The organism is Hydrogenimonas urashimensis (assembly GCF_016593255.1).
Classification (GTDB): domain Bacteria; phylum Campylobacterota; class Campylobacteria; order Campylobacterales; family Hydrogenimonadaceae; genus Hydrogenimonas; species Hydrogenimonas urashimensis.
Genome location: NZ_AP023212.1, coordinates 1,920,226 through 1,946,417, shown reverse-complemented (window position 1 = coordinate 1,946,417; position 26,192 = coordinate 1,920,226). Strand labels below are relative to the sequence as shown.

The 26,192-nt window shown below is 54.3% G+C and carries 27 protein-coding genes, 1 tRNA gene and 1 pseudogene; 4 read left to right on the top strand and 25 right to left on the bottom strand.

Features of this window, described 5'->3' with window-relative positions; genetic code table 11:
• The first annotated feature begins 128 nt into the window (after positions 1 to 128).
• Entirely contained in the window at positions 129 to 914 is a 786-nt protein-coding gene (locus JMG82_RS10025; protein ID WP_201352599.1) for a 3'-5' exonuclease, read from the top strand.
• On the opposite strand, the gene JMG82_RS10020 is transcribed toward JMG82_RS10025, so the two are convergent.
• The 3 genes from JMG82_RS10020 to JMG82_RS10010 form a co-directional block, all read right to left on the bottom strand.
• On the bottom strand, positions 911 to 1,471 hold the full coding sequence (locus tag JMG82_RS10020) for a ComF family protein (RefSeq protein WP_201352598.1): 561 nt from the start codon (positions 1,469 to 1,471) through the stop codon (positions 911 to 913). The genes JMG82_RS10025 and JMG82_RS10020 overlap by 4 nt on opposite strands.
• Positions 1,472 to 1,535: 64 nt before the next feature.
• Entirely contained in the window at positions 1,536 to 3,329 is a 1,794-nt protein-coding gene (gene lepA, locus JMG82_RS10015; RefSeq protein WP_201352597.1) for a translation elongation factor 4, read from the bottom strand.
• A gap of 127 nt (positions 3,330 to 3,456) precedes the next feature.
• The gene (locus tag JMG82_RS10010) at positions 3,457 to 4,386 is read right to left on the bottom strand and encodes a ribose-phosphate pyrophosphokinase (RefSeq protein ID WP_201352596.1); all 930 of its coding nucleotides are present in this window, start codon (positions 4,384 to 4,386) and stop codon (positions 3,457 to 3,459) included.
• Positions 4,387 to 4,557: 171 nt separating this feature from the next.
• Here JMG82_RS10010 and JMG82_RS10005 point away from each other — a divergent pair, with 171 nt between their 5' ends.
• Positions 4,558 to 4,899, top strand: coding sequence for a DUF2853 family protein (locus tag JMG82_RS10005; protein WP_201352595.1), 342 nt, complete (start codon positions 4,558 to 4,560; stop codon positions 4,897 to 4,899).
• Between the two features lie 139 nt (positions 4,900 to 5,038).
• On the opposite strand, the gene JMG82_RS10000 is transcribed toward JMG82_RS10005, so the two are convergent.
• From JMG82_RS10000 to aroQ, 11 genes are all read right to left on the bottom strand, one after another.
• Positions 5,039 to 5,116 (bottom strand) — tRNA-Pro (locus JMG82_RS10000).
• Positions 5,117 to 5,160: 44 nt separating this feature from the next.
• A complete protein-coding gene (gene mnmA / locus JMG82_RS09995; RefSeq protein WP_201352594.1) occupies positions 5,161 to 6,192 on the bottom strand; it encodes a tRNA 2-thiouridine(34) synthase MnmA in 1,032 nt (343 codons plus the stop codon).
• A 104-nt stretch (positions 6,193 to 6,296) separates the two neighbouring features.
• Complete coding sequence (gene fliY / locus JMG82_RS09990) at positions 6,297 to 7,166, bottom strand: flagellar motor switch protein FliY (protein WP_201352593.1); 870 nt, start codon at positions 7,164 to 7,166, stop codon at positions 6,297 to 6,299.
• A complete protein-coding gene (fliM, locus tag JMG82_RS09985; protein ID WP_201352592.1) occupies positions 7,159 to 8,238 on the bottom strand; it encodes a flagellar motor switch protein FliM in 1,080 nt (359 codons plus the stop codon). The genes fliY and fliM overlap by 8 nt, the downstream gene beginning before the upstream one ends.
• A 4-nt stretch (positions 8,239 to 8,242) precedes the next feature.
• Entirely contained in the window at positions 8,243 to 8,923 is a 681-nt protein-coding gene (locus tag JMG82_RS09980) for an RNA polymerase sigma factor FliA (protein WP_201352591.1), read from the bottom strand.
• Positions 8,920 to 9,258, bottom strand: a complete 339-nt coding sequence (locus JMG82_RS09975; RefSeq protein ID WP_201352590.1) for a hypothetical protein — start codon at positions 9,256 to 9,258, stop codon at positions 8,920 to 8,922. Before JMG82_RS09975 ends, JMG82_RS09980 begins: the two co-directional genes overlap by 4 nt.
• A 67-nt stretch (positions 9,259 to 9,325) precedes the next feature.
• Positions 9,326 to 10,195, bottom strand: a complete 870-nt coding sequence (locus tag JMG82_RS09970; protein WP_201352589.1) for a P-loop NTPase — start codon at positions 10,193 to 10,195, stop codon at positions 9,326 to 9,328.
• Positions 10,192 to 11,496: a flagellar biosynthesis GTPase FlhF gene (flhF, locus tag JMG82_RS09965; protein WP_201352588.1), complete on the bottom strand. Its 1,305-nt coding sequence runs from the start codon at positions 11,494 to 11,496 to the stop codon at positions 10,192 to 10,194. The genes JMG82_RS09970 and flhF overlap by 4 nt, the downstream gene beginning before the upstream one ends.
• Entirely contained in the window at positions 11,493 to 11,957 is a 465-nt protein-coding gene (gene folK / locus JMG82_RS09960) for a 2-amino-4-hydroxy-6-hydroxymethyldihydropteridine diphosphokinase (RefSeq protein WP_201352587.1), read from the bottom strand. The genes flhF and folK overlap by 4 nt, the downstream gene beginning before the upstream one ends.
• A 20-nt stretch (positions 11,958 to 11,977) precedes the next feature.
• On the bottom strand, positions 11,978 to 13,003 hold the full coding sequence (locus JMG82_RS09955; RefSeq protein ID WP_201352586.1) for a M24 family metallopeptidase: 1,026 nt from the start codon (positions 13,001 to 13,003) through the stop codon (positions 11,978 to 11,980).
• Between the two features lie 97 nt (positions 13,004 to 13,100).
• Positions 13,101 to 13,580 (bottom strand): type II 3-dehydroquinate dehydratase, encoded by a 480-nt coding sequence (aroQ, locus tag JMG82_RS09950; RefSeq protein WP_201352585.1) that lies wholly within the window; start codon positions 13,578 to 13,580, stop codon positions 13,101 to 13,103.
• Between the two features lie 78 nt (positions 13,581 to 13,658).
• On the opposite strand from aroQ, the gene mqnF reads away from it, so the two are divergent.
• Together mqnF and sppA are read left to right on the top strand one after the other, a co-directional pair.
• Positions 13,659 to 14,873, top strand: coding sequence for an aminofutalosine deaminase family hydrolase (gene mqnF, locus JMG82_RS09945; RefSeq protein ID WP_201352584.1), 1,215 nt, complete (start codon positions 13,659 to 13,661; stop codon positions 14,871 to 14,873).
• Positions 14,866 to 15,738: a signal peptide peptidase SppA gene (gene sppA, locus JMG82_RS09940; RefSeq protein WP_201352583.1), complete on the top strand. Its 873-nt coding sequence runs from the start codon at positions 14,866 to 14,868 to the stop codon at positions 15,736 to 15,738. Before mqnF ends, sppA begins: the two co-directional genes overlap by 8 nt.
• Here the strand turns inward: sppA and JMG82_RS09935 are convergent, their stop codons facing one another.
• The 11 genes and pseudogenes from JMG82_RS09935 to lpxC all read right to left on the bottom strand — a co-directional run bounded on the left by JMG82_RS09935 (position 15,739) and on the right by lpxC (position 26,068).
• Positions 15,739 to 16,314 (bottom strand): hypothetical protein, encoded by a 576-nt coding sequence (locus JMG82_RS09935; protein WP_201352582.1) that lies wholly within the window; start codon positions 16,312 to 16,314, stop codon positions 15,739 to 15,741.
• Between the two features lie 113 nt (positions 16,315 to 16,427).
• On the bottom strand, positions 16,428 to 16,706 hold the full coding sequence (gene rbp / locus JMG82_RS09930) for an RNA-binding regulator (RefSeq protein ID WP_201352581.1): 279 nt from the start codon (positions 16,704 to 16,706) through the stop codon (positions 16,428 to 16,430).
• 142 nt (positions 16,707 to 16,848) lie between these two features.
• On the bottom strand, positions 16,849 to 18,102 hold the full coding sequence (gene xseA, locus JMG82_RS09925) for an exodeoxyribonuclease VII large subunit (protein WP_201352580.1): 1,254 nt from the start codon (positions 18,100 to 18,102) through the stop codon (positions 16,849 to 16,851).
• A gap of 10 nt (positions 18,103 to 18,112) precedes the next feature.
• Positions 18,113 to 18,838, bottom strand: coding sequence for a bifunctional demethylmenaquinone methyltransferase/2-methoxy-6-polyprenyl-1,4-benzoquinol methylase UbiE (gene ubiE / locus JMG82_RS09920; protein WP_201352579.1), 726 nt, complete (start codon positions 18,836 to 18,838; stop codon positions 18,113 to 18,115).
• 30 nt (positions 18,839 to 18,868) lie between these two features.
• Complete coding sequence (gene ribD / locus JMG82_RS09915; protein WP_201352578.1) at positions 18,869 to 19,849, bottom strand: bifunctional diaminohydroxyphosphoribosylaminopyrimidine deaminase/5-amino-6-(5-phosphoribosylamino)uracil reductase RibD; 981 nt, start codon at positions 19,847 to 19,849, stop codon at positions 18,869 to 18,871.
• A gap of 103 nt (positions 19,850 to 19,952) precedes the next feature.
• Positions 19,953 to 20,381 carry an LSm family protein gene (locus JMG82_RS09910; protein WP_201352577.1) on the bottom strand — a complete coding sequence of 143 codons (429 nt, stop codon included), beginning with the start codon at positions 20,379 to 20,381 and terminating at the stop codon, positions 19,953 to 19,955.
• Complete coding sequence (gene rbfA / locus JMG82_RS09905) at positions 20,378 to 20,737, bottom strand: 30S ribosome-binding factor RbfA (RefSeq protein WP_201352576.1); 360 nt, start codon at positions 20,735 to 20,737, stop codon at positions 20,378 to 20,380. Before rbfA ends, JMG82_RS09910 begins: the two co-directional genes overlap by 4 nt.
• Positions 20,734 to 23,437, bottom strand: a pseudogene (gene infB / locus JMG82_RS09900) (translation initiation factor IF-2). The gene rbfA and the pseudogene infB overlap by 4 nt, the downstream one beginning before the upstream one ends.
• 336 nt (positions 23,438 to 23,773) lie before the next feature.
• Entirely contained in the window at positions 23,774 to 24,652 is an 879-nt protein-coding gene (thrB, locus tag JMG82_RS09890; RefSeq protein ID WP_201352573.1) for a homoserine kinase, read from the bottom strand.
• A gap of 71 nt (positions 24,653 to 24,723) precedes the next feature.
• Positions 24,724 to 25,182, bottom strand: coding sequence for a hypothetical protein (locus JMG82_RS09885; RefSeq protein WP_201352572.1), 459 nt, complete (start codon positions 25,180 to 25,182; stop codon positions 24,724 to 24,726).
• Between the two features lies 1 nt (position 25,183).
• Complete coding sequence (gene lpxC / locus JMG82_RS09880) at positions 25,184 to 26,068, bottom strand: UDP-3-O-acyl-N-acetylglucosamine deacetylase (RefSeq protein ID WP_201354407.1); 885 nt, start codon at positions 26,066 to 26,068, stop codon at positions 25,184 to 25,186.
• Positions 26,069 to 26,192 lie beyond the last annotated feature (124 nt).

Below are 26,192 nucleotides of genomic sequence, written 5' to 3'. Positions count from 1 at the left end.
CCGCACCCCCTAAAGCTTTTTAATCAAAGATTTCGAGATGACGCCACGTATTCGCGTAACATCCGTTTCCACTTCTCACCCATCCCATAAAATGATATCATATCCCCAATATTCCAACAAAAGGCAGGATGTCACCCATTGTCTATTCCGTCGATATCGAAGCGACAGGGGTCGATTACAGAAACGACCGGATAATCCAACTGGCGGTTTTGAAGGTCAACGGGCAGGAGGTGGAAGCCTGGGACAATCTCTGCTACACCGACATTGAGATTCCGCCAATTGTGGCCGAAATCACCGGCATCACCAACGCGAAACTGGAAGAGGCCTACTGGCCCGACGAAACCGACGCCTTCATGGCCCTGCAGGAGGGCAACAGGCCCGAAAGCGTTTTCCTCTCCCACGGCAACCGGCTCGACCTGGCGATGCTGGCCAACGAGGGGCTGGAGATCGTCATGAAAAAGGTCGACACCGACAAATGCGCCCGGGCCCTGCTGCCGGACGCCCCCAGCTACAAACTGGGCGACCTGATCGAACGCTACGGCCTGGGAGTGCGCGCGGAAGCCGTCGCCGAAAAGATCGGCAAAGCCGATATCGAAGCCCACGACGCGCTGAGTGATGCCATCTGGCACTACGCCCTCTTTACCCTTCTGATGGAGAGAGTGGACGGAGATGTCGAAGCGTTGGTCCGACTCACCGCCGAGCCGATGCTACTGGAAAAGATCACCTTCGGCAAATTCAAAGGTAGAAGTTTCGAAGAGGTGTTTACAAAAGAGCCCGGCGCGCTGGTCTGGATGTACGCCAACATGACCGACGACTGGGAGGACCTGGAATATACCCTGCGCCACTGGCTTGAGAAGAAGCCCTTTTTCTGGACACAGGCGCAGGAAGAGAAGAAGAAGGTGACGATATTCTAACGGTCCACATCCGCCAGAACGATGGCCCATCCGACATTCACGCCGTGGCGCATCAGCTCGCCCTGGGCTTCCTGCAGCGTCAACCCGGTCGTGACGATGTCGTCGATTAGGACCGCATCTATTTTTTCGGGACCTCGGTAACGGAAACGGCGTGGATTGGCGAGGCGGAACTCCCTGGACTGTCCCGAGTAGGAGATACGGTTTTGCGCCCGCATCACCCCAAGCAGCGGTCGATAGCCCCGTTTCGCCAAAGCTTTCGCAAGCAAAGCGGTATGGCTGTAACCGCCCGAGGCATCGTCGTCTATCGCGATGGCATAGAGAGTTTCGGCCCGCTCCAAAGCGGCGAAGGCCTCTTTGGCCAGAATGCGGTAGATGAACCAGCCGTGGGGATGGTGCTTGGTAAGAAGAAAGGGTTCGATCTCGTCGTAGCCGAAGAGACTTATGACTTTCAGTCCCGATGGCAGCGTGCGGATGGAAGGCTCAGGCCGAAGGTATAGACGCCTGCAGGTTTGACAGATAAGCGAAAGAGAAAAACGCCGGCAGCTATGGCAGCGCATAGGTGCCTTTCATGCGCATGAATGGGAAATGAAAATCAGCCGCCTCCATTCACTTTTCACTCTATTAGTCGAGCTTCAATACCGCCAGGAAGGCGTCCTGCGGCAGTTGCACCTTGCCTATCGCTTTCATCCGTTTTTTTCCCTCTTTCTGCTTTTCGAGGAGCTTGCGTTTTCGGGTGATATCGCCGCCGTAGCATTTGGCGGTGACGTTTTTGCCCATCGACTTGACCGTTTCGCGGGCGATCACTTTGTTGCCGATACTCGCCTGGACCGCCACTTCAAAAAGCTGCCTGGGGATCAGCTCTTTCATCGTCTTCACCAGCTCCCGGCCGCGGCTCTGGGCCTTTTCGCGGGGGACGATGATACTGAGCGCATCCACCACCTCTCCGGCGACGCGGACATCGAGCTTCACCAAATCCCCTTCGCGGTAGTCGATGGGTTCGTAGTCGAAGCTGGCGTAGCCTTTGGTGGCGCTTTTGAGTTTGTCGTAGAAGTCCACGACGATCTCGTTCATCGGCACGGCATAAATCAGCATCACCCTATCTTCGCTCAGGTACTCCATCTTCTCCTGGATGCCGCGGCGGTCGGCCATCATCGTGATGATGTTGCCCAGAAACTCCGTGGGGGTGATGATGGTGGCGCGCACGTAGGGCTCCAGAATACGAACGATTTTGGCGGGGTCGGGCATTTCGCTGGGGTTTTGCACCTCCACGACGCTGCCGTCTGTCAACTCCACTTTGTAGATGACCGTCGGGGCCGTGGCGATCAAGTCGAGGCCGAATTCCCGCTCCAGCCGCTCCTTGACCACCTCCATGTGGAGCATCCCCAGAAAGCCGACCCGAAAACCGAACCCCAGCGCCACGGAGGTTTCGGGCTCGTAGCTGATGGAGGCGTCGTTGAGTTTCAGTTTGTCCAGGGCGTCGCGCAACTCTTCGAATTTGTCGGTATCGATCGGGTAGAGGCCGGCGAAGACGAAGGGTTTGGCCTCCTTGAACCCCCCGACCGGCTCTTTGGCGGGGTTTTTGGCGTCGGTGATCGTATCGCCCACGGCCACGTCGCTGACGTTTTTGAGCCCCAAAACGACGATGCCCACTTCGCCGGTTTTGATTTCCGCGGTCTTCGTCGGTTTGAGCGGATGGGGGTAGCTCAGGTCCAGCACCTGGTGCTTCTTTCCCGTGCCCATAATGAGCACTTCCTGCCCCTTTTTGATGGCGCCGTCAAAGACCCGTACCAGCGCCAGCGCGCCCAGGTAGTTGTCGAACCAGCTGTCGTAGATGATCGCCTTGGTGGGTGCATCCTCGTCACCTTTTGGCGGCGGCACCCGATCGACGATGGCATCAAGCAGCTCTCGGATCCCTTCGCCGGTCTTGGCGCTGGCGAAGATCGCGCCGCTGCAGTCAAGACCGATGGTCTGTTCGATCTCCTCGGCCACCCGGTCGGGGTCGGCGGCGGGCAGGTCGATCTTGTTGATGACCGGAATGATCTCCAGATCGTTTTCGAGGGCGATATAGACGTTGGCGATGGTCTGGGCTTCGACCCCCTGGGAAGCGTCCACCACCAGCAGCGCCCCTTCGGAGGAGGCCAGCGATTTGCTCACTTCGTAGCTGAAGTCGACATGGCCGGGGGTGTCGATCAGGTTCAGAATATAAGGCTGGCCGTCCTTGACGTAGGTCAGGCGCACGCTCTGGGCTTTGATGGTGATGCCCCGCTCCTGCTCGATATCCATCGTATCCATCATCTGGCTGCCCAGTTCCCGTTCGGTGACGGCGCCACACTCCTGGATGATGCGGTCGGCCAGAGTGCTTTTGCCGTGGTCGATATGGGCGATAATGGAAAAGTTTCGGATGTTCTCCTGCAAATTGAACCTTTAATTGTCGGGATTTGTTTCAAAAAAAGCGTTAACGCCCTTCTCCGCTCTGCATTGCCACGTCAGGAAAGATCCGGGCATGAAAAGTGCCCATCAATCGCCGCTTTCCGCAACAGGTTTACATAAAGAGCGAATTGACGCTCTCGTTGTGGTAGACGCGTCGAATGACTTCGGCGAAAATCGGCGCGGCAGGCAATACGGTAATCTTCTCGCACGATTTTCTCAAAGGAAGGGTATCGGAAACGATCAGCTCATCCAACTCCCCTTCACGGATGCGCTCGTAAGCAGGGCCGCTGAGCACCGGATGGGTACAGCAGGCGATGACGCTTTTGGCGCCATGTTCCTTGAGGGCCGCCGCCCCCTTGACGATGGTGCCGGCCGTGTCGATCATGTCGTCGACGAGGACGATGTTTTTGCCTTCCACTTCGCCGATGATGTTCATCACCTCCGACTCGTTGGCCTTTTCACGACGTTTGTCGACGATCGCCATCTCGACACCAAGACGGCTGGCGAAATAGCGTGCCCGCGCGACGCCGCCGATATCGGGGCTCGCGACGATCAGATCCTCCAAATTCTTCGACTTGATGTGGTTGATGAAAAGGATTGCGCCGTAAAGGTTGTCGACCGGAATATCGAAAAAGCCCTGAATCTGTCCGGCATGCAGATCCATCGTGATGATACGGTCGATACCGGCGGTCTGAATAAGATTCGCCACCAATTTGGCCGTTATCGGAACCCGTGGAGCCGCTTTTCTGTCCTGCCTGGCGTAACCGAAATAGGGAATGACCGCATTGATAGAGCGGGCGGAACTGCGCTTGAGTGCATCGGTCATGATGAGCAGCTCCATCAGGTTGTCATTGGCCGGAGAACCCGTGGACTGGACGATGAAAACATCCCGTCCCCGCACGCTCTCACTGATCTGACACCCGATCTCACCATCGCTGAAGCGCCTGATATTGGCCCCGCTGAGGGGCGCATCCAGATATTTGCTGATCTCCGCAGCAAACGGCTCGGAAGCGGTCCCCGCAAAAATTTTGTATCCGCGCATACACTCTGCCTTGTTGTAAAATTAGTGCGATTATATCCAAATATCTCTTATTTTTCTATGGCGCTACAGAGGAAAACCCTCATGAAAATCGTACTTTTCGCTTTTGAACATTTACTGTTTGAAACAGTTTGTGGTACAATATTTTCATCTCAATTTCAACAAGGAGACCCAATGAGCAAGCTGGATGAAAAGATTGAACGGTACACGAAAGCGTGTGGTGAACTGGGCTTGGATGTGAGTGCCGAGCTGGTTGAAAAAGTGACGCGCGGACTCGGCCCCTCCATCTACAACAAGGATGCCGAAAGCGTCTCCTGTTCCGATGCGAGCGAGCTCGAGAGGGTCCGTGAAAACTTTCTGAAAAAGAAACTGGGATTGAGTGAAGACGATGCGACGCTCGATGGAGCCATCAAAGAGGTTTGCGAAGCGATGGGCACTTCCAACCGTAACAAATACCGAGCACTCTTCTATGCTCTGCTGGTTAAAAAGTTCGGCAAGGAGAGCGTCTACGCCTGATGTTTGCCACCCGGGTGCCGCCACGGCGGCACCCTCTTCTTCTGACTGCCCGAAACGCCATCCGCGTTCGTGGTGTATCTGTTGTGCGTTGTGAAATCTACTGTGAAAAAATGGATGGGGATAAGTCAAATTTGAAAAATGGTCGGGGTGAGAGGATTCGAACCTCCGACCTCCTCGTCCCGAACGAGGCGCGCTAACCAGGCTGCGCTACACCCCGCGCAATGCAGATTGGAATTTTACCAAAGTTTTCTTAAAAAAAGATCACTCAGAACCGGTAATCCACCCCCCTCCCAGAAGTTTTTCCCCTTCGTAAAAGACGGCAGCCTGACCGGATGCGACACCGTAGACGGGCTCCTGCAGTGAAATGACCCCTCGGCCGTTTTCGTCCACCTCTACCCTGCAGGGAATCGGTTTGGTCCTGTAACGGATTTTCACCTGGCATGAAAAAGATCGCTGGGCATCCATCAGATTGATTTTCTCGACAAATATTTTCGTAGCAAGCAGCGTATCCTGGGTCGTTACGACGATCTGGTTCGTCTCGGGGCGAATCTCTTTGACATAGTGCGGAACCTGCGCCCCTTTGACAAAAAAGCCGCGACGTTTGCCGATCGTGTAGTGCATATAGCCTTTGTGGTGACCGATCACATTGCCTTCGGTATCGAGAACCTCTCCTGGCAGATCGATCTCCATATGCTCTTTGAGTACATCGACATAGGTCGTCTCGACAAAACAGATTTCGCTCGACTCCTTTTTTGTCGCGAAATGGCTGAGCGCCTCAATATCGGCTGCGCAGGCTTTGACATCCTCCTTCAGCCACTCTCCCAGGGGGAAGAGCAGCCGCGGCACGATGCGTTTGTCGATATCGAAAAGAAAATAGCTCTGATCCTTCGATTTGTCCCTCGCTTCGAGCAGATAGGTGCCGTCGTGTCGCACATAGTGTCCCGTCGCCAGATAGTCCGCGCCGATGCTGTCGGCATATTCGATCATTTTGCCAAATTTGATAAAACGGTTGCAGACAGCACAGGGGTTGGGTGTCCTGCCTTCGCGATACCCTTCGATAAAGGGGATGTAGACCGCCTCCTCGAACGCTTTGGAAAGGTCGATCATCGAAACCTTTATGCCCAGATATTCGGCCACTTCGCATACGTGTTCGAAATTCTCCTCGTGATAGCCCGATTTGTCGTGAAGCCGCATGTAAACCCCTTCCACCTCGTATCCGGCATCCAACAGGAGTTTGGCTGTCACGGTCGAATCGACCCCTCCGCTCATACCGACCAGAACTTTCTTCTTCATTGTTTCATCCATGTTTGATAGCTATTATCATTTTAAACTTTCCCAAATATATCGTCTATCGATGAAAAAATCAAGAGCGAAGCAAGAAAAACAGAAGAGAAAATTCAGGATTTGAGGGTTTCGAGGCGGTCGCGTTTCGTCCCGATATGGGTGATCTGGACGCCGAAGTTTCCGTCGACGATCACCACCTCTCCGTAGGCGATGACTTTGTCGTCCACCAGAATTTCGAGAGGATCGTTCGCAAGCTGGTCGAGTTCGATCACCGAACCGATATCCATCGACAGCACATCTTTAAGCAGCATCTTCTTGCTTCCTATACGCACGCGAAGCGGCAGTTTGACATCGAGAATCAGACCGATATTTTTCATCTCGGTCTCATCGACGGGCGGGAGCTCCCCGGGCTCTTGCGAGGAGGAGTCGGCTACCGACACAGAAGCAGCGGCTCCCTCCTTGGCATTTTGGCCATGTTCCAGAAGCGAAGCGAGATTGGCATCCAGAAGCGTCATGAAGATACCATTGACAGAACCCAGTGAAAAGTCGTAGGCAAGAAGGGAGTCGAACGCTGTGAGATCGATATCTTCACCTTCCTGGAAAAACTGTATATCTTCCACGGCGAATGTGAGGTCCGGCATCTCCTTTTGGGCTTTCATCGCCGTCGAAAGGGCACCGAAAATATTGGAGACGATCTCTTTGACCGCGTCCATCTCGTCCGCGTCCATCGTCGGTCTGCTCTCCCCTTCGCCGCCCAGCATCATGTCCGAGAGCGCGGTACCCAGTGTCGGGGAGATCACCACGGCCATTTTGCCGGTCATTTCACCCCCGACCTCTATCGTGATCACCGCCATCGGTGCGATGATATTGGAAAATTCGCTCACTTCCTCTTTGCTTTTGAATGTGACCGTGGGACGCTGCCCGGTCAGTCCTTCGATGGTGGCGGCCGTCTCACTGGCCAGAAGCTCTATCCAATCAGCCATTGACGACCTCCTCTTCATCGCTCAAAGTTCTTGCCAGCCGCAGCATCCGCTCGTGCTCTATCTCCTGCAGAATCTCCTTGACCTCATCCTTTTCATCGATGATGAGTTCCGTCACCTCCAGAGACTTTCTGAAACGCCGCAGCCCGATTTTTCCAATGAACCGGTCCTTCCCGTCGGCATTGATGACCGCCGTGTCATCGGCGGGCCTGTCGAGGCGTATGATGTCGCCTTTCTTGAGGCTCAAAAGCTCTCTGAGGCTCAATTCCGCATCACCGAGATAGGCGTGGACATTGACCCGTGCTCCCCCCACAAGCGCTTTGAGTTCCTTGTTGCGACTCTTTTTGGCATTCGTTTCGGTGAGCATGAAATCTCGGCTCCCCAGTTTGTTCAGAATCGATTCCAGGGTGATAACCGGATAGCAGATATTCATCATCCCGCTGGAGTGGCCGATGACGATCTCCATCACTACCATCACGACGATCTCGTTCTGGGCGACGATCTGTATGACGTTGGGGCTCGACTCCTTCGACTCGACATTGGGAAAAATCTCGATGACGGGCGCCCATGCCTCCTTGAGGGTTCCCATGATAATGCGAAGAATCGAATCCATCAGGTTGAGCTCTATATCGGTGAATTCCCGTGTCGTTTCGTAGGGTTCTCCCGTCCCTCCCAGCAGACGGTCAACCATCGGAAAGGCGATGGAGGGGTTGATCTCGAGAATGCCGCTGCCATCAAGCGGTTTCATCGAAAAGACGTTGAAGCTGGTAGGGCTGGGCAGGCTCATCAGGAATTCGCCGTATGTCATCTGATCTACCGAATGGAGCTGGATTTCAACGATTGACCGCATCACCGAAGAGATGTGGGATGCCAGGGAGCGTGCCATCTTGTCATGGATACCCCGGAATGCCCGGAGTTGCTCTTTGCTGACACGGTTGGGCCGCTTGAAATCGTAGAGGGTGATCTGCCGCTGGTCGAAGACCTCCTCTTCGTTTTCAAGCGCTTCGGGTGCCCCTTCGTCCTCGACCGCTTCAAGCAGGGCGTCGATCTCTTCCTGGCTGAGAATATCCGCCATGGCGCTATCCTATACTCTCTCTGATTTTGGTTATGACCCGTTTGTGTACCTGGGAAATTCTCGATGGCGTGATATCGAGAATCTCCGAAATCTCTTTGTAGGTCAGCTCCTCGAAATAGTACATCTGCATGATCATCTGATCCCGTTTGGGCATCGTTTCGAGTACTTCCATGATCTTTTCGATCAGCTCCTCCTGTTCAATCCGGGAGAAAGTATCCTTCTGTTCGCTCTCGAGCTGATCATCGAGGGGGAGGACATTGTAGATGGCCGCCACCCGCCGCGCCTCCTTGATTTTCTGTTCGTCTTCGTTCAAAATGGCGGCGATGTAGCTATTTTCCGGCTCCACGCCGTGCTCGTCCATGTACTGCGAAATGATTTCATCGATCATTTTGATCAGCTTGCGGTTGGCCCGGCTGACGATGTCAAGTGAGCGTAGATAGTCGAGCATCGCCCCGTACACCCGTGTTTTTCCGTATCCCCAGAAAGAGTCGTTCTGGTTCTTGTCGTATCGGCGTGCCAGTTTGATCAGCTCCTCTGCACCGATGCTGACCAGATCGTCGAATTCGATCGATCGCGGCAACCGCTCTTTCAGGCGGTATGCCATCGCCTTGACAGCGGGAAGATACTGCACCGCGAGTTCGTCTTGATAATGGCGAATCTGGTCGTCGTATCCTTTCACCCTCATGCTTTTCTGCCCTCTTTTCTTGCTTTCGTCATACGATGTTCGTCTTTGGCAAAATAACCGTGGCTCGGGTCAAATTCCGCTTCCCGCTGCAGAAGCTGGTTGTAGAAATAGTCAAGTTTCTTTTCATAAGCCTCTTTCTCGAAATGTACTTTTCCGAATTCCATGAACCGGATATAGAGTGCGACGCTGATATGGGCCATCAGGTAGAAAAAAAGTGTTACCAGCATGACAAGCGAAAGGATGTCGAACGGATCGTTTTGGGTAAAAAAACCGACCATCAATCCGATAAAAAAACCGAATACCAGCCAAAAAGCGATGAAATTCTCTTCTCGCATTCATAATCCTCGAAATTATACCAAACACGGACCGCTCCCGGAAGAAACATCGTCCCTGTTCAAATCCTTAAAATTGTCCCAGCAGTCTCCTGAAAAAGGTTCCGATACCGCTCGCTTTCTGGCCTTCAAGCATTTTTTGTTCCTTTTTGTCGCCAAGATGCATGGCTACGGCTTCTATATCCCCTGCCGGCCCGATATTGGCAAGCTCTTTGCAGACCAGTACCCGCTGTTTGACACTGCGGGCCACGTAGGCGTCGCTGCGGACCGTCCCGAGCAGTTCGAGCTCGAGTTCATCCCCGATATTGCCGGCGGCGACCTTCTGGATCGTATCGAAAATCTTCTCTCCCTCTTTGACGTTTTTCACCTGATTGACAACCATCTTGATCCGGCGTCTGATCTTGCTGACCACTTTGACCATCGCGTAGGCGTCGGTGATGGCGGCAGGGTCGGGTACGGTCACGACGACGACATCGTCGGCCGCTTCGATGAACATCTGGATCGTATCCCCGATGCCCGCACCGGTATCGATAATCAGAAAATCGAGATTCTCCAGCATCTGTGCCTCGTCGATGAAACGACTCACGATCGTCGCATCGGAAAATTTGAGAATCTCGTCACCGCTCTCTCCGGGAATGAGCCAGAGATTCTCCTCCAACGGCACGATAATCTCTTCGAACGTGGCTTCCCCCTTTAGGACGTGAAGAATATTCTTCTCCGCCCGCACGTTGAACATCACATCGAGATTCGCGAGGCCGATATCGGCATCCATGATACCCACCTTGTAGCCACGCTTCGCCAATACGTAGGCAATGTTGGCACTCAGCGTGCTTTTGCCCACACCGCCCTTGCCGCTCGTAATCGCGACAACCTGTGTCGAACCGCCGGAAGGCTGCCTCGTATCCACCAGCGCCTGAAGCCCTTTTGCCTGGGTACTCATGCTTCACCCTTTTTCGCTTCGCCCTCCATCAGGCACTCCACAAGATAGTCGCTGTCGGCACACATCAGGTCATCGGGCACTTCCTGACCCACAGAAAGATAGCTGACCGGTTTTTCCGTCTCGTACACGAGGGAGAAGATATTGCCGAATCCGCTCGTCTCGTCCAGTTTCGTGAAGATCAATGTATCGATGCCAAGAGGAGAGAAGTTCCGGTAGATCGTGCGCAGATCCTCCAGCTTCGTCGGTGCGCCAAGCACCAGATTCACATCGATTCCCACGTCATTGTTGGAGGCGAGGAACTGCTGCAGCTTGTCGATCTTCTCCTTGTCGTACTGGCTGCTTCCGACTGTGTCGATCAGGATGATATCCATGTGCTGAAGGGTCTGAAGCGCCGTGAGAAACTCCGGCGGATCGACAACCGCTTCGATCCCGATGCGCATCATTTTCGCATACTGCATCAGCTGCTCCACCGCCCCGATACGGTAGGTGTCGAGGGTGATGATGCCCACTTTGTACTTCTTCTCCATCAAGTAGGCGTACCGGGCCGCCAGTTTCGCCAGTGTCGTCGTTTTTCCCACACCTGTGGGTCCCACCAGCATCATGATCTTTTTCTGGGGCGGGACCAGGTCCTGCTCCAGTCGGATCGGTACCATTTTTCGCAGGAGGGTCCGGAAATAACGCCGGACCGTGTCGGACGATGTGCGCATCTGCAGCGGCATATGCTCCAGCGTCAGACGCATGATCTCGTCCAGATGCATTCCATCCATCCCGCTCGTTTTGGCGATGCGGTAGATTTCGGCGAACTCCGGGGGAATGGCGCCCGAAAGCGGTTTCTTTTCTTCCCAAACCATATTCTGGATCAGCTTGACCTTGTCGGCGAGCTTGAGAAGTTCGCCTTTGATCGCTTTGAGCTCCTCCATCTCCTTTTTGGTATCGGCGGTGCTGAGCGGTTCCTCTTTGACCTCGAATTTCGCTTTTCGGTTTGCCTCCGGCCTTGTAACATTGGCGATTTGTGAAATTTGCCGCGCCGCCTCCGAAATATTGACGAGCACTTCTTCGGGGTTCTCCATCGCCTTGCCCCCGCTTTTTTCAACGGTTCTTTTGGCAGGTTTGCTCTTTTTTGACAGATCCTTTTTCGGAACATCCTCGATCGCCACCACCACCTCGTAGAGTGCCGGCTGCGTCAGGCTTTTTTTTCTGATCTGTTTGGTACTGACGACAAGGGCATCCTCTCCGCACTCTTTTTGTGCCGCTTTGAGGGCCTGGGCGGGCGTAGGGGCCGTAAAGGTCATCAATTTCATACTCGCACTTCCTTCAGAAACATCAGGGGAATCATCACCGATTCTCGCTCATGAAAATGGGGATGGGGCAGTTGCAGCCGCTTCGTTTCCAGATTGATTCCATCATAAAATATTATATCCAAATCGAGCGTCCTGGGGGCGTTTTTGAAACTTCTTTTCCTCCCGAACCGTTTTTCGACCCAAAGCAGATAGCGCAGCAGTCCATGGGGCGAAAGTTCCGTCTCCACTTCGAGCACGGCGTTGTAGAAGTCGGGCTGTTCCCTGTAGCCGAAAGGAGGGTTTTTCAGAATGAAAGAGGTTTGCAAAACCCTGACCAGGCGCCCGTGACGAAGATAATCCACCACCTTGTCGAACCGCCGGCGGACATCCCCCAGGTTCCCCCCGATTCCAATCAGTGCCCGGTGGGCAAAGCCGACGGAAGGGAAGCGGGAGGGAAACCGCTTCGATCGCATCAGCGACATTCCCTCCTTCAGCGGCAAAATCACAGAATTTCCGCCCTGCCGTTGCGCATCACGACCATATCTTCGATCCGTATGCCGAATTTCCCGGGAAAGTAGAGGCCCGGCTCGATCGTAAACACCATTCCATCCTCCACAATCGTTTTTCCGCGTGCCGAAATATAGGGCATTTCATGGATATCCAGACCCACCCCGTGGCCCGTCGAGTGGACGAAATATTTTCCCATCCCCCCTTTTTCGATCACTTCACGCGCCAAGCGGTCGATCTGGGCACCCGTCATCCCGCTTCGTGCCTTTCGGATAGCTGTGTCATGCGCCTTGCGAACCAGATCGTACGCCTTCTGGATGGTCGGGGAGGAGAATTTCTGTTCATCGCCGAAATCGAATCCTTCCTTCACGAAGGCGGTTCGGGTCCTATCAGAACAGTAGCGCCTGTATTTGAGCCCGGCATCCACCAGTAGAAGATCCCCCTCCCTGATCACGACATCGGTCGGCAGGGCGTGGGGTTTGGCGGCATTGGCATTGATCGCCACGATCGGATCGAAACTCAGATCGTATTCGCCGTAATGACTCATGGCGGCCTTCATCTCGAAATGGAGCCGTTTTTCACTTCTCTGCGATCCGGGCAGGTTGAGATAAGCGGCGAAGGTTTCGAACCCTTCCCGCCCCAGCTCTGCCGCTCTTTTTAGAAGGGCAATCTCCTCTTCGCTCTTTATCATACGTTTCAGATGCGAAAAATCGGGATGGGGCGACAGATGCAGATGGGGAAGTTTTCTTTCGAGCATCCCTATCGCCTGGACGCTCCACTCCTTGGGATCGAAAACGAGCCGCTTTACACCGCGGCTTCTGAGCAGCTGCCTGGCCGCTTTCAGCAGATCGGCCGTCTCCACGACGGCGGCGCCGCGCACCTGCTCCTTCGCCTCCACCGTATAGCGGCTGTCGGTGATGAGCCAGGCTTCGCTGCCAAGATGAAGATAGAGCGCATTGTCGTTACTGTATCCGCATTCGTAGTAGATCGCGTTTTCATCCCGCAGAATGTAGTTCGTCATGGAATATATAATCCTGTGGCCGCAAGCGCGTCGGAACGCAAAAGCGTCTGTTTTCTTTCTGTCTCTATTTCCGTTTCCCGATTTTTCATCGCCGACATTACGCCTTTTGCTGCTGCTGTTTTTGCATCTCTTTCATCGCTTTGATTTCATTCAGAATCTGCGTCATCGCCACCATCGCAAGATGGTAGCCGAAAGGGCCGAATCCGCTGATCTGTCCGGCGCACACCGGCGCGATGAGACTTTTGTGCCTGAACTCTTCACGGGTGTAGATGTTTGTTATATGGACTTCGACGGCGGGTAGCGCCACGGCCGCCAGGGCGTCACGGATTGCGATGGAGGTGTGGGTATAGGCTGCCGGATTGATGATGATCCCGTCGGCATCTCCAAGGCACTCCTGAATTTTGTCGACGATCTCTCCCTCGAGGTTGCTCTGGAAAAACTCGATCTCCAGGCCGTTTTGCTGGGCGAATGCCCGCATCTGCTCATGAATCTGCTCCAGTTTCATCGGGCCGTAGATATTCTGCTCCCTGACGCCGAGCATGTTGAGGTTCGGTCCCTGAATCACCATGATTTTCATATCTTTTCCTTCAAGTTTGGATTTTAATGGAAGATTTTATCTTGTTTTGCCATAATCTTCACTAAAAATGGATCCGCTATGAAAATCATTGCTGCGAAATGGCTCTTTGATGGTGAAAACATACAGCGTGACACAGCGGTTGCATTTGATGAAAAGATCGCGGAGATCGGGACATTCGAAATCCTCGAAACGCGCTACCCCGATGCCGAAATACTCCGCCTCGACGACAAAAGCGTCCTGCTTCCCGGCCTGATCAATCCCCATGTTCATCTCGAGTTTGGCGCCAACACCACCCACCTGAAGTACGGTGACTTCATGACATGGCTTCAAAGCGTCATCGCCCACCGGGACGAACTGATCGACGCGTGCCACGCCGCTTGCTACAGGCGTCAGATCCAGGAGATGCTTGAGACCGGCACGACGACATTCGGAGCCGTCAGCAGTTACGGAAAAGAGCTGACCGCCTGCAGGGCGGCTCCCCAGCGGGTCATCTTCTTCAACGAAGCGATCGGGTCCCAGCCGGCAGCCGTCGATGCGCTCTACAGCGATTTTATGCAGCGCCTCGAAGAGAGCGAAAAAGCGGCATCGGACCGTTTCATTCCGGCTGTCGCCCTACATGCCCCCTATTCGGTACATCCGGTTCTGATAAAAAAGATTCTGCACGAAACCCCGCAAAAACCGCTGTCGGCCCATTTTCTGGAATCGCCTGCGGAGAAGGAGTGGCTGCAGGAAGGCAGAGGTCCCTTCAAGTATTTTTTCGAAAGTTATCTGGGACAGAGCACACCTCTTTGTCACCCCGAAGCGTTCCTGAATCTGCTGGAGGGACGCAAAACCCTTTTGACGCACGCCGTGCAGGCCGGGGAGAGAGAGTTTGACCTCATTGCCTCAGCAGGCCATGCCATTACCCACTGCCCACGCTCCAACCGCCTGCTAGGATGCGGTCGGCTGCCGATCGAGGGGGTGAAAAAAAGGAAAATCCTGTGGCTGCTGGGCACCGACGGATTGAGTTCGAACCGTTCACTGAGCCTCTGGGACGAGATGCGTGCGGCACTCATGCTCCATCATCAGGCACCTCTCAACCTCTTCGCCGCCGATCTTCTCAGGGCCGTCACCTCACGGGCCGCCGACGCGCTGGACCTGCCCGTAGGACGGCTCAAACCCGGCTGTTTCGCCGATCTTGTCACCGTTTCGCTTCCCGATGCGCCGGATAACGAAAAATCCGTCGCAACGCAGCTTGTTCTGCATACGGAAAAGATCGATCGACTCTATATTCAAGGAACACAGCATGTCTGATTTTTTCAAAAAGCTTTTTCTGCCCATCACCGCGACACTTGATTTTATCCAGAAATATTTCAAGTCGCTTCTTTTCATCCTGATCCTTCTGCTGATTCTTGCTCCGGCGAGTACCGAATCGGTCAAACCGCCCAACCTCGCCACCGTCGGTCTTTACGGTCCCATCATGAATACCGAAAAGATCGTCAGGGAGATCGAATCGCTCGCGGACGACGAAGATATCAAAGGGGTCCTCTTTCTTGTCGATTCTCCCGGGGGTGCCGTGGCACCGTCTGTGGAGATCTCGCTCGCGATCAAGCGGCTCAGAGAGAAAAAACCGATCGTAGCCTATGCGGCGGGAACCATGGCCAGCGGAAGCTACTACGCCTCGATATGGGCCACCCGAATCGTCGCCAATCCCGCCGCAACCATCGGATCGATCGGCGTAATCATGGAGGGGATGAATATCAAGGGGCTCATCGACAAAATCGGCATCAAACCCCAGGTGGTCAAAGCGGGACGATACAAAGAGGCGGGCACTCCCTTCAGGGAGTGGACCCCCGAAGAGCGCAAAGAGATCGAAACCCACGTCCTCGACATCTACCGTATGTTCGTCAACGATGTGGCCAAGGCGAGACATCTTGATCCCAACCATCCCGAAACCTTCGCCGATGCGAAAATCTTCATCGCCGAAAAGGCACGGCGTGTCGGTCTGATCGATCAGATCGGTTCCGTCGAAGATGCGAAAAAGGTGACAAAAACCCTCGCCGGCGTGAAAGAGGCCCGATGGAGAAAGAAAAGCAAGTGGGAGGAGTACATCGAAAACCTGACCGAGCAGACCGCCCGAACCTTTGCCGCGCAATTGAGGGGATGGGTTATTCGCTGATCACTGCATCGGCCGGACTTTGATATCGGTTATCCGGGTGATGGAGACTTTGACCGTATCGCCCGGTTTGAGATTCTCGAAATGTTTCACATCCTCTTTGACGCGAACCGTTCTTCGCCTGCCGGTTGGGCCTTCGACCGTCATGGTACGATGGGCCTGATCGATGGAGACGATTTTCGCCTGCAGGATCGTCCTCTCCACCGAACGGAGTGTAGGCTTTTTGCTCTTGGGGCCCGCTACGATATCTTCCGACTCCACCGTGTAGGGCTCACCGCCTGTAGCCGTCGTTACCACAGCCTCTTCATGGGTCGTAATGATCAGCCAATCGCCCGGTCCTATCTTGCGCAGGTTGTGCAGATTCTTGTTCACGTGGATCGTCCGACGCTCGAAGCCGCGGCCGCGAAGAGTGACGGTGCCGCCGGGATAATCCACCGATTCCACCTCCATCGTGATCGTTTCGCTTTGGGTTTTGAGGACCTTGGAAGGAAGTGCCGTCCCGTGCGGAACAGGTGTGGCAGCAACAAGCAGCGTGCTCGCCATGATTGAGAGGCAGAGCAGAATTCGGGTTTTTTTCATCGTATAAGTCTCCTGTGGCATTTGGGAACCATTGTACCCAATCCCATGGAAAAATGAAAAGAGGGTGGAAAAAAAGAGGAAAAAAAGGAAGCGGCCCGGCCGCTTCCTGAAGATTAAAATCGGTTGAAGTCACTCCGGGGCTGTCGGGGTTCACGGGGTCGCGCTTCGTTGACGCGAAGGTTGCGCCCGCCCACCTCTTTGCCGTTGAGGGCTTCGATCGCTTCATTGGCGGCATTGTCGTCAGGCATTTCGACAAAACCGAAACCCTTGGAACGGCCGGTCTCTCTGTCGTTGATAATACGCGCGCTGCTTACTTCACCATACTGTGCAAAAACTTCTCTCAGTTCACCATCGTCCATTCTGTAAGACAGGTTGCCAACGTAGATATTCATTCTACTTCTCCAAATAAAAAACTCTTCCGTTCAAAAATTCAAAAAATTTTATAAAACGGATGCAACACTATAGCATAAAGTTGGTTACAGGATGGCCTCCGAAAGGAAACGGTCGAAGTTCCGACAGATTTTGGGCGAAATGTTACGAAACAGGACGCACCGAATCGATCGTCGCCTCTGCAACATGCCGACCGTCTTCAAGCCGCACCCGATCTTTCGGTTTGAGTTTTTCAAGCGTGACGGCGCGATCTTCCTTGACGAGCTGCACAAATCCCGGGCGCAACTTCGAACGCGGATCGAGTGCGGCCATCTGTGCCTCCAGCGCGCGAAGCTGCTGCTCTCTGCTTTGAAGCAGATGCTGCTGCGTCATCCGCAACTGAACGGCAAGCGGCACCACCTCATCCCTTTTCCGTGCGAGAAGATGCGCCATCTGCTGCCGCATCCGGTTCTTCAGTTCGCGTATCGTCTCAAGCTGCAATTCGATTTTTCGTCCGATCGCATACTGCTCCAACCGGCTCTGCATATGGGTTAGAAGCTGCTTCTTGAGCGATAGAATCTGATGCATCCTTCCACCCATTCTGTCCATCATCTCGTCAAGAGCCATCAAAACTTCGGTACGATCGGGAAGAATCTGCTCCATCGCGGCGCTGGGTGTGGGTGCGCGCATATCGGCCACGAAATCGGATATCAGCGTATCGACCTCGTGACCGACAGCCGAGACGACCGGTGTATCGCAGGCGGCGATGGCCCGCGCTACAACCTCTTCGTTGAAGGCCCAAAGATCCTCCAGGCTTCCGCCGCCGCGACCGACGACGATGACGTCCGCACCGAGCCGATCGGCATAGGCGATGTGGCGGGCGATCTCTTCGGCCGCTTCGCCCCCTTGTACCAGTGTATCGACAAGCGTGATTTTGACCAGAGGCCACCGCTTCTTTGCGACCCGGATCATATCCTGGATCGCCGCGCCTGTTTTGGAGGTGACGATGGCGATATGACGGATGATTCTAGGAATCGGCTTTTTCCTCTCGACGGCGAAAAGACCCTCCTCTTCCAAACGTTTTTTGAGCTGCTCGAAGGCAACCGAAAGAGCTCCGGCACCGTAGGGTTCCGCCGTCTGAACCATCATTTGGTAATTGCCGCGCGGCACATAGACCGTAATGGATCCCCCCAGCACTACGTGTGCTCCCTCTTCGAGGCGAAAACGTAGATGCCGGGCGTTGGAACGGAACATGACGCATGAAAGCGCGCTCTTCGCGTCCTTGATCGTGAAATAGATATGGCCGCTGCTGTGGTAAGTGACACGGGAGATCTCCCCCTCGACCCGTATCTGAAGGAATGTCGATTCAAGCAGCGATTTGATCTGTTCGTTGATCTCCGATACCGTCAGCGTCTGCATGGAACCGCGTCTATTTTTTGGCGATGAGAAGTGTCGAGATGCCCATGGAAAAGGCCTGGGTGTACTGCATCGTGAAGCCTGCGGTCTCCAGCTCGTTTTTGAGCATGTCGGTGGTCAGAAACCCTTCGATCGAGTCGGGCAGATACCTGTAGGCGGCATAGTTGCGGCTCACCAGTCCCCCCAGGGTCGGAAGAATGTTGTGCATGTAAAAATCGACGATCTTCCCCTTCACTCCGCGATCTTCCCGCTTCGTGAACTCAAGGATGACCACCATACCGCCCGGTTTGAGAACGCGGTAGAACTCGTCGATCGCCTCCTGACGGTCGACGACATTGCGGATACCGTAACTGATGGAGAGAATATCGGCCGTATTCTCTTCAAGGGGCATCTCCTGCGCCTTGGCCACGATGAAATCGGCGTAGTCGACCTTCTTTCTGGCAACCTCCAGCATTCCCTCCGACGGATCGACGCCAATAAAACCGGAAATCGTTGCATCGGCCGCTTCGGCACGGTCTTGCCACCACTGCAGCATGTCACCGGTGCCGCACGCCACATCCACTACCGTCAAATCTTCGTGACGCTCAAGCAGCTGCAGTGTTTTGTCGCACGCCTTTTTGCGCCACGACTTGTCGATTCCCATGCTGAGAATACGATTGGTGACATCGTAGGTCGACGCGATTTCGTCGAACATCGAGACGATTTTTTCCTGTTTTTCCTGTTTTTCGTTGGTTTCCATAGTACCTCGTTATTGCTCGTAAGTCGTTGGTCATTGATCCCTTGATTTGAGCCAAAGCATTGCGTCATCTCCACTTCGGCGCTGATGGAGCAGCCAAAAATCTCTGGTGGCATTATACCCCATCCCCTCTTTGACGAAAGGGGCGATGAACAGCACCATCCAGTCAATCTCATCTCTCAGTGCGGCGAAGGCACCGGGACCCCCTTCGATCATGACAAGTCCTTTTTCAGGGAGGGTCTTACCAAATGAAACCTGCCGGCCAGGTACGTCGAAAAGAGGGATCGTCCTGTCTATGCTTTGAGGATGGCGTGTGAATATCGCCACGTCGGGGGCTTTGCCTTTGACCAGACGGCTGTCGAGAATGGGCCTGTCGATGCGGACGGTACCGCCGCCGATAACCAGCCGATCGATCTTCGTGCGCACGGCATGGACCCACCGGCGGGAAGCTTCCGAACTGATGGTTCCGCCGTCGATCACACCGTTGAGACTCTGGGCCAGTTTGAAAAAAACGAACCGGCCCCGCTGCCATTTCACGAACGGCTCCAGCAGTGCTTCGCACGCCTCTTTCTCCACGCCCGTGGCCACATCGATGCCCGCCTTCTGCAGCCGTTTCGCACCTCCCGCCGCTTCGGGGTTGGGATCCATCGCACCGATAATGACCCGCCTGAAACCGAGACGTTCGATCAGGCCGGCACAGGCCGGTGTCCTGCCGGTGTGGCTGCAGGGTTCGAGCGTAACATATAGTGTGGCATCGCGGAAAAGAGTTTCGGCACGTTTGGAGAGTTCATCATGAAGAACGAGGGCATCGTCGCACACTGCAAGGTCACGATCACCCGTCAGACGCCCGTAGGCATCCCGGATCGCGAGGATCTCCGCATGCGCTTTGCCCGCTTCCCTGTGGGCCGCGACAGCTAGCAGTGCACCGTGCCCATCCGTTATGACAGCACCGACAGCGGGGTTGGGATAGGTCAGCAGCTGATACTTCCATGCCTCGTGAAGTGCAAGCGACATAAAAAAACGATCGTCCACTCACCACCCCGAAAAAACAGTCCGCCGCACTATTCAACCATCACAAAAAGGGTGGGAAGCCCCGTTGCGACAGCTATCGACTCTTCTACCACTCATAGTAGGTGCGCGCTTTGCGGATTTCGCTCAAAGCAAACCGCTCTTTGCCATGCTCTGTTTCCAAAATCACCTCTCCGTCATCAAGCCCCAGCAGCTTCCCTTTCACTTTGTCGCCGGAACTCAGTTTCAAATAGACGTTTTCTCCGATCGACTTTTCGAAGTGTTCCGGCTTTGTTAGGGTCCGTTCGACCCCCGGAGAGCTCACTTCGAGATAATATTGGCCGCTGACAGGAGGGTAGACATCGAGCAGCGGAGAGAGATCGCGGCTGATATCGGCGCACAGATCAAGATCGACGCCTCCCTCTTTCAAAATATAGACACGATAGACCGTATGGCCGTCCTCATTCACTATCTCCGTGTCGTAGAGTTTGGCGCCGTGAGCTTCGACGACCTTTTTCACCTCGTCGCGGACATTCATGATTTCAACTCTTTCTCGATCTGCGCGAAGAGTTCGTCCATCCGCTTGACCCGGTCAAGTTCCTTGTCGAACTTGAAATGGAACTTCGGAGATTTGAACCACCCCTCTGCTTTGAGACAGTAGGCTTCCAGGCCCCGTGTCACTTTTTTGAGCTGTTTCAAAATCGCCCGCTGCTCACTCTCGTCCAATCCCGTCGGGTCGAGATAGACATCGGCATCGCTGCGCCCGCGGCTGCAGACCACTTCGGTCACGGTCAACCCGCGCAGACGTTCGTCACCCAGCTGTGAGAGCGCTTCGGGAATCAGTTCGCGCAAAATCGAATCGGCGCGTTTGCGTTTGATCTCTTCGGGCGTCATAGGGTCGCTTTTTCCTCTTTCTCTTCATAGGCTTCGGATGACGTCACCCACTTTGATATCGTTGAAATTCTCCAGCATCAGGCCGCACTCGTACCCTTTGCCAACCTCTTTCGCGTCGTCCTTGAAGCGCTTGAGCGAGCTGATGCGGGTATCGTAGATGACCACGCCGTCGCGGATTAGTCGCGCCTTGGCGTTTCTGCGGATGACACCGTCGGTGACGATACAGCCGGCGATGGTGCCCACTTTGGCGACACTGAATGTTTCGCGCACTTCCGCCTGGCCGATTCCCTCTTCGCTGATGACGGGGCTCATAAGGCCGCTGAGCAGCGCTTTGACGTCGTCGATCAGGTCGTAGATGATCGAGTAGGTCCTTATCTCCACCCCCAGCTGTTTCGCCTTGTTCTTGATGGCGGCCGTCGGACGGACGTTGAAACCGAGAATCACGGCGTTCTGGTCGGCATTGGCAAGCGTCACGTCGCTTTCGGTAATGCCGCCCACCCCGCTGTGGATGATATCGATTTTGACCTCTTCGTTCTTGAGTTTCTCCAAGCTGCCCTTGATCGCTTCGAGAGATCCCTGCACATCGGCCTTGACGATCACCGGAAGCGATTTGATCTGCCCCTCGGCGATCAGGGCACTCAGTTCGTCCAGAGAAACTTTGGTCGATTTGCTGAGCTCTTTCTGGCGCAGGTACTCGGCACGTTTCTGGGCGAGTTCGCGAACCTGTCTGTCACTCTCCATCGCGACCATGATCTCTCCGGCATCGGGCACCTCGTTGAGACCCACGACGACACCAGGGTCGCTCGGTCCAAGCTCTTTGACCTGTTTTCCCATATCATCCAGAATGGTTCGGACGCGTCCGAACGTCCGCCCACAGATAACATGATCGCCCACGTGCAGTGTGCCGTTTTTGACGATGACCGTCGCGACGGGTCCCCTTCCCTTCTCGAGGGAGCTTTCGATCACCACCGCCTTGGCGAGGCGCTTGGGGTTGGCCTTGAGTTCCATGATTTCCGCCTGCAGCAGTATCGTATCCAGCAAGTCTTCGATACCCTGGCCCGTTTTGGCGGATACCTCCACAAATTCATACTCCCCGCCCCAGTCGACCGGCATATAGCCCAGTTCCGCAAGCTGCGATTTGACCATATCGGGATTGGCGTCGGGCTTGTCGATCTTGTTGATCGCGATGACAATCGGCACGTCCGCCGCCTTGGCGTGGTTGAGGGCCTCGATCGTCTGGGGTTTCACTCCGTCGTCCGCCGCCACGACGATAATGACGATATCGGTCGCCTGGGCGCCGCGGGCTCGCATTTCGGTAAAAGCCTCGTGGCCCGGTGTGTCGATGAAGGTGATTTTCTTGCCGTCTTTCTCGACCTGGTAGGCTCCCACATGCTGGGTAATGCCCCCCGCCTCTTTCTCGGCCACTTTCGTTTCGCGGATTTTGTCCAGAAGTGACGTTTTACCGTGATCGACATGGCCCATGATCGTGATGACCGGCGGACGCTCTTCAAGATATTCGTCTTCGACGGCGTCGTAGGCCGCGACATAATCGAGTTCGTCGAGAGGATTGATTGTTTCAACCTGAACACCGAACTCGTCGGCGAGAATCTCGATCTCATCCTTTTCGAGGAAATCGTTTTTGGTTACCATCTTGCCGAGCGAAAAGAGGACTTTGATGACATCCCCTGCCGTCTTGCCCACCTTTTCGGCGAACTCGTAGACCCGGCAATCTTCGGGGATTTTGACGATTTGCGGTACCGTTTCCGTTTTTTCCGTTCGTCGATGACGTTTTTTGGGTGTTGTTCTGCTCACGCTGCGTTTTCCTCTGCTTTGCGGTCCGCGTCGTCCGACGGGCTGTTTGGGCCGGGGCTGTTCCGGTTTGAGTGTCGTCGGAGATTTCGGTTCTTCCATGCTTCGAAGCTCTTCGCTGAAATCGGGAAGCACCACCTCTTCGGTCGTATAGTCGACTGTGATGCCACCGATATCCCTGTCTTCAAGAAGATTGAGTTTGACACCGCTCTCTTTCGCCGAAGGCGCGGGGGCCGCCTTTTTCGCCTTCTTTTTCGCCTTCTTCGCCGCAACCGTTTCGTCAACGGCGGCGATAATGCGGTTCTCCTGGGCGATTTCGCTCTTTTTGATCGTCGGCGTGACCGTGACCGGCTCCGCTTTCGGACGCTTCTTCTTGACAATGAATATTCCACGGCGGCGCTTGACGGATGCCTGGGCGAGCGACTCCTTCTCGCCTGTCGGCGCCGTTTCTTTTTTCGTGGCCTCTTCGGATACCGCCTGGCCTGCAAGGGCTGTCTCTTCTTTTTCTTCTGTCTTTTTTATCGCTTCGGCCGGCTTCGCTTCTGCAGCCTTTTTCTTTTTGGCCGTTTTCGCTTCGGCCTCTTCGGCGGGTTTTTTTTCTGGGGTCTTTTCCGGTTTTTTCGCCTCTTCGGGAGTTTCGGCTTTCGCTTCCGCCTTTTCTGGCTTCTTGGCCTTCACCTCTTCTTTTTCGGATGTCGGAGATTTCTTGGGGGCGGCTGAAGCGGGAAGCGTTCCGGTCATGACAAAACTCATAAGGTTTTGCGCATCTTCCGGAGAGACACTGCTTGAAGGTGCTTTGACGTCCAGTCCCATCTCCTTGGCCATCTCCACAACTTCTTTGCTTTTGATTCCCAGCTCTGCTGCTATTTCATGGATGCGTACTTTATCCATTCGTTCTCATCTCCTTAATTTCGGTACTGCTGCTGTTATGCAGAAGCTCCCTGATATATTCGCCCGGATCTCCCGTCAGATAGGCTTTGTTCCCGCAATGCTTCGCGAGCCGTTTGGCAAGCTTTTTGTCATCGATACACGAGTGGCATAGGTAGAAGCTTCTTCCATACCCCTGAAATGGTCGTATCTGATTGTTTTGACACTGAAGCCGTATAAGATGCGCCTGCAAGAAGCGGCCGCGGCAGTGAATGCACATTCTAACCGGATCGGACATAATCGTGCAATTATACCAAAATAATTCTGATTTTTCCGCTTTTTGGGCCGAAACCTGTCGAATTAGCCGAAGATAACGCCGTCGTTATCGAATTCGCAGACGGCACTGCGGAAAGTGGGGAAACGCTCTTTGAATTTTTTAAGCAGCGCTTCCGCATCCTCTTTGTAAACCATGTTGAAAAAGGTGGAGCCGCTACCGGAGAGCGTGCTCATCAGAGCGTTGTGTTCGATGGCGATTTTCTGCACTTCGAACAGCTCCGGCAGATTTTTCATCCGTGCCATCTGGTGAAAACGGTCCCGTGCCGCGATGCGCAGCATCTCCCATGACTCGTTGAAAAAACAGGCTGTCAGCAGCGAAGCATGGCTCAGGTTGTAGATGGCATCCTCCTTCCGGTAGCTTCGCGGAAGCGTGGTGCGGGAGTGGGCGGTCGAAATCGGCTTGTCGGGAATGACGAGAACCGCTTTGAGATAGTTGGGAATCCTTTTTTTCTGGCTGTAGACCCGCCTGTTCTCCACCACCGCCACATTGAATCCACCCATCACCGCGGGAGTGATGTTGTCGGGATGGTGTTCGTAATGGAGCGCCAGGTTCAGGAGTTTTCGTTTTGTGATATTGACACCCGCCGCACTGTAGGCCGATGCGATGGCGCTGACGATCACTGCAGAAGAGCTTCCCAGCCCCCTGGATAGCGGTATTCTGTTATAGAATTTGAACCGGAACACTCCCTGCTTTCCGGTGAGGTGGCGATAGTGGTCGTTGAAAATATTGATAAAGAGATTGTTTCCCTTCAATCGGGGGTTATTGGCCCCTTCACCCTTGATGGAGACACTGAAAAAACTGGAAGGCTGGATATGGACCTTGTTCCGAAGAGCCAACGAGAGTCCCAGCGTGTCGAAACCTGGTCCGAGATTGGCACTGGTGGCGGGCACACTGATTGTCAAATAAATCTCCTCGAGGCATCGGTATTGAAATGGGGTATTTTATAGCAATTTTGCTTAGAGACGGATTCCGGTCAAACCGCCGGCAGGATATAGAGCGGATCCGTTTCGTCCGAAAACATTTCGCTCTCAAGTCTGGCGGGCAAAACGAACCGGCTGTCCGTTTTTGGGCACCCTTTCTCTATGACGATGGCGCCCCCTTTTTTGACAAAACAACTGGTCCCGATCGCTTTGATCGGCGCGTTGTCGTTGAAGGCGAAAGCGTCCGTGGCGTAGAGGGGGATATTCAGGGCTGTAGAGAAAGTTTGGAGCATGACATAAGCCACCTTGATCGCCATGAAACTTCCGGGGCCTTTTGTGTAATAGAGTGCCTCAAGGTCGTACCGGTAGCGCACATCGTGGAGAATGGGCGGCAGCGCTTTTGACATCTTCTCTTCGCTACGGAAACTTTCTCTCAGCTTTTTGTTTTCGTAGATACCTACGAGTATCGGCGAAGCGACCCCCACCACCAGCAGTTCGGCGGAAGGTTTCACTTCATGCGAAACTCTGGGCAAAGGCCACACTCTCTTTGACCTGCAACGTCACCACTTCATACGCGCTCGCATCGGCCAGCAGAGCCAGTGTCAGCTTGTGGTTCAGTTCGTGGCTCCCCGCAAAGGCTTCGTACTTTCCGAGAATCGGATGCCCAAGCAGTTTCATATCCCCCATCGCATCGAGGATTTTGTGACGGACGAATTCGTCTTCGAACCGAAGCCCCTCGGGATTGAGCACTTTGGTATCGTCCAGAACGATGGCATTTTCCAGACTGCCCCCCAGAGCCAGATTTTTGCTTCGCAGGTACTGGACCTCCTTGAGGAACCCGAAAGTTCTCGCCCGCGCGATCTCCTGGATGAATCCGCTTTTGCTGAAAACAAAATCGCGATGTTGCTCCCCGATGACCGGATGGTCGAAACGGATCCTGAAGTCGAAATCCGCCGTTTCGGAGGGCTTGAGGGCCACATATTTCTCACCCGCCTCGACACGCACCTCTTTCTTGATCCGAATGATCCTCTTGCCAGCGTTCTGTTCACGGATACCCGCTTCATCAAGCATCATGCAGAAACTCGCGGCACTGCCGTCCATGATCGGCATCTCCCCGTCGTCGAGCACGACGCGCATATTGTCGATGCCATAAGCGTAGAGTGCCGAGAGAAAATGTTCGATCGTGGAGATGTTGACACCCTCTCTTCCGATCACCGTCGCCATCTGCGTATCCACCACATACTTCGGAAGCAGGGGAATGGTCACGCCGGCATCTTTCCTGTAAAACACAATGCCGCTGTCCGCCTCCAGCGGTTCGAGCACCAGATGCACGGGCTTTCCTTTGTGAAGCCCGATTCCGACACTCTTCACCGCTTTGGCTATCGTTCGCTGTTTTATCATAATCCTATCCTACTCGGTCCCATTCGATCGGCCGGACCTTCGCCGTCCTATCATTCAGCTTGCTTTCAACTGTTCCGAATTGCTCTTCAAATTCTCAATAATACCACAACCTTGATAAAAT

Excerpts from the sequence above, each read along its gene's own strand:
- JMG82_RS10025 (WP_201352599.1), top strand. The coding sequence starts at position 129 with ATGTCACCCATTGTCTATTCCGTCGATATCGAAGCGACAGGGGTCGAT.
- JMG82_RS10020 (WP_201352598.1), bottom strand. The coding sequence starts at position 1,471 with ATGCGCTGCCATAGCTGCCGGCGTTTTTCTCTTTCGCTTATCTGTCAA.
- JMG82_RS10010 (WP_201352596.1), bottom strand. The coding sequence starts at position 4,386 with ATGCGCGGATACAAAATTTTTGCGGGGACCGCTTCCGAGCCGTTTGCT.
- JMG82_RS10005 (WP_201352595.1), top strand. The coding sequence starts at position 4,558 with ATGAGCAAGCTGGATGAAAAGATTGAACGGTACACGAAAGCGTGTGGT.
- mnmA (WP_201352594.1), bottom strand. The coding sequence starts at position 6,192 with ATGAAGAAGAAAGTTCTGGTCGGTATGAGCGGAGGGGTCGATTCGACC.
- fliY (WP_201352593.1), bottom strand. The coding sequence starts at position 7,166 with ATGGCTGATTGGATAGAGCTTCTGGCCAGTGAGACGGCCGCCACCATC.
- fliM (WP_201352592.1), bottom strand. The coding sequence starts at position 8,238 with ATGGCGGATATTCTCAGCCAGGAAGAGATCGACGCCCTGCTTGAAGCG.
- JMG82_RS09980 (WP_201352591.1), bottom strand. The coding sequence starts at position 8,923 with ATGAGGGTGAAAGGATACGACGACCAGATTCGCCATTATCAAGACGAA.
- JMG82_RS09975 (WP_201352590.1), bottom strand. The coding sequence starts at position 9,258 with ATGCGAGAAGAGAATTTCATCGCTTTTTGGCTGGTATTCGGTTTTTTT.
- JMG82_RS09970 (WP_201352589.1), bottom strand. The coding sequence starts at position 10,195 with ATGAGTACCCAGGCAAAAGGGCTTCAGGCGCTGGTGGATACGAGGCAG.
- flhF (WP_201352588.1), bottom strand. The coding sequence starts at position 11,496 with ATGAAATTGATGACCTTTACGGCCCCTACGCCCGCCCAGGCCCTCAAA.
- folK (WP_201352587.1), bottom strand. The coding sequence starts at position 11,957 with ATGTCGCTGATGCGATCGAAGCGGTTTCCCTCCCGCTTCCCTTCCGTC.
- JMG82_RS09955 (WP_201352586.1), bottom strand. The coding sequence starts at position 13,003 with ATGACGAACTACATTCTGCGGGATGAAAACGCGATCTACTACGAATGC.
- aroQ (WP_201352585.1), bottom strand. The coding sequence starts at position 13,580 with ATGAAAATCATGGTGATTCAGGGACCGAACCTCAACATGCTCGGCGTC.
- mqnF (WP_201352584.1), top strand. The coding sequence starts at position 13,659 with ATGAAAATCATTGCTGCGAAATGGCTCTTTGATGGTGAAAACATACAG.
- sppA (WP_201352583.1), top strand. The coding sequence starts at position 14,866 with ATGTCTGATTTTTTCAAAAAGCTTTTTCTGCCCATCACCGCGACACTT.
- JMG82_RS09935 (WP_201352582.1), bottom strand. The coding sequence starts at position 16,314 with ATGAAAAAAACCCGAATTCTGCTCTGCCTCTCAATCATGGCGAGCACG.
- rbp (WP_201352581.1), bottom strand. The coding sequence starts at position 16,706 with ATGAATATCTACGTTGGCAACCTGTCTTACAGAATGGACGATGGTGAA.
- xseA (WP_201352580.1), bottom strand. The coding sequence starts at position 18,102 with ATGCAGACGCTGACGGTATCGGAGATCAACGAACAGATCAAATCGCTG.
- ubiE (WP_201352579.1), bottom strand. The coding sequence starts at position 18,838 with ATGGAAACCAACGAAAAACAGGAAAAACAGGAAAAAATCGTCTCGATG.
- ribD (WP_201352578.1), bottom strand. The coding sequence starts at position 19,849 with ATGTCGCTTGCACTTCACGAGGCATGGAAGTATCAGCTGCTGACCTAT.
- JMG82_RS09910 (WP_201352577.1), bottom strand. The coding sequence starts at position 20,381 with ATGAATGTCCGCGACGAGGTGAAAAAGGTCGTCGAAGCTCACGGCGCC.
- rbfA (WP_201352576.1), bottom strand. The coding sequence starts at position 20,737 with ATGACGCCCGAAGAGATCAAACGCAAACGCGCCGATTCGATTTTGCGC.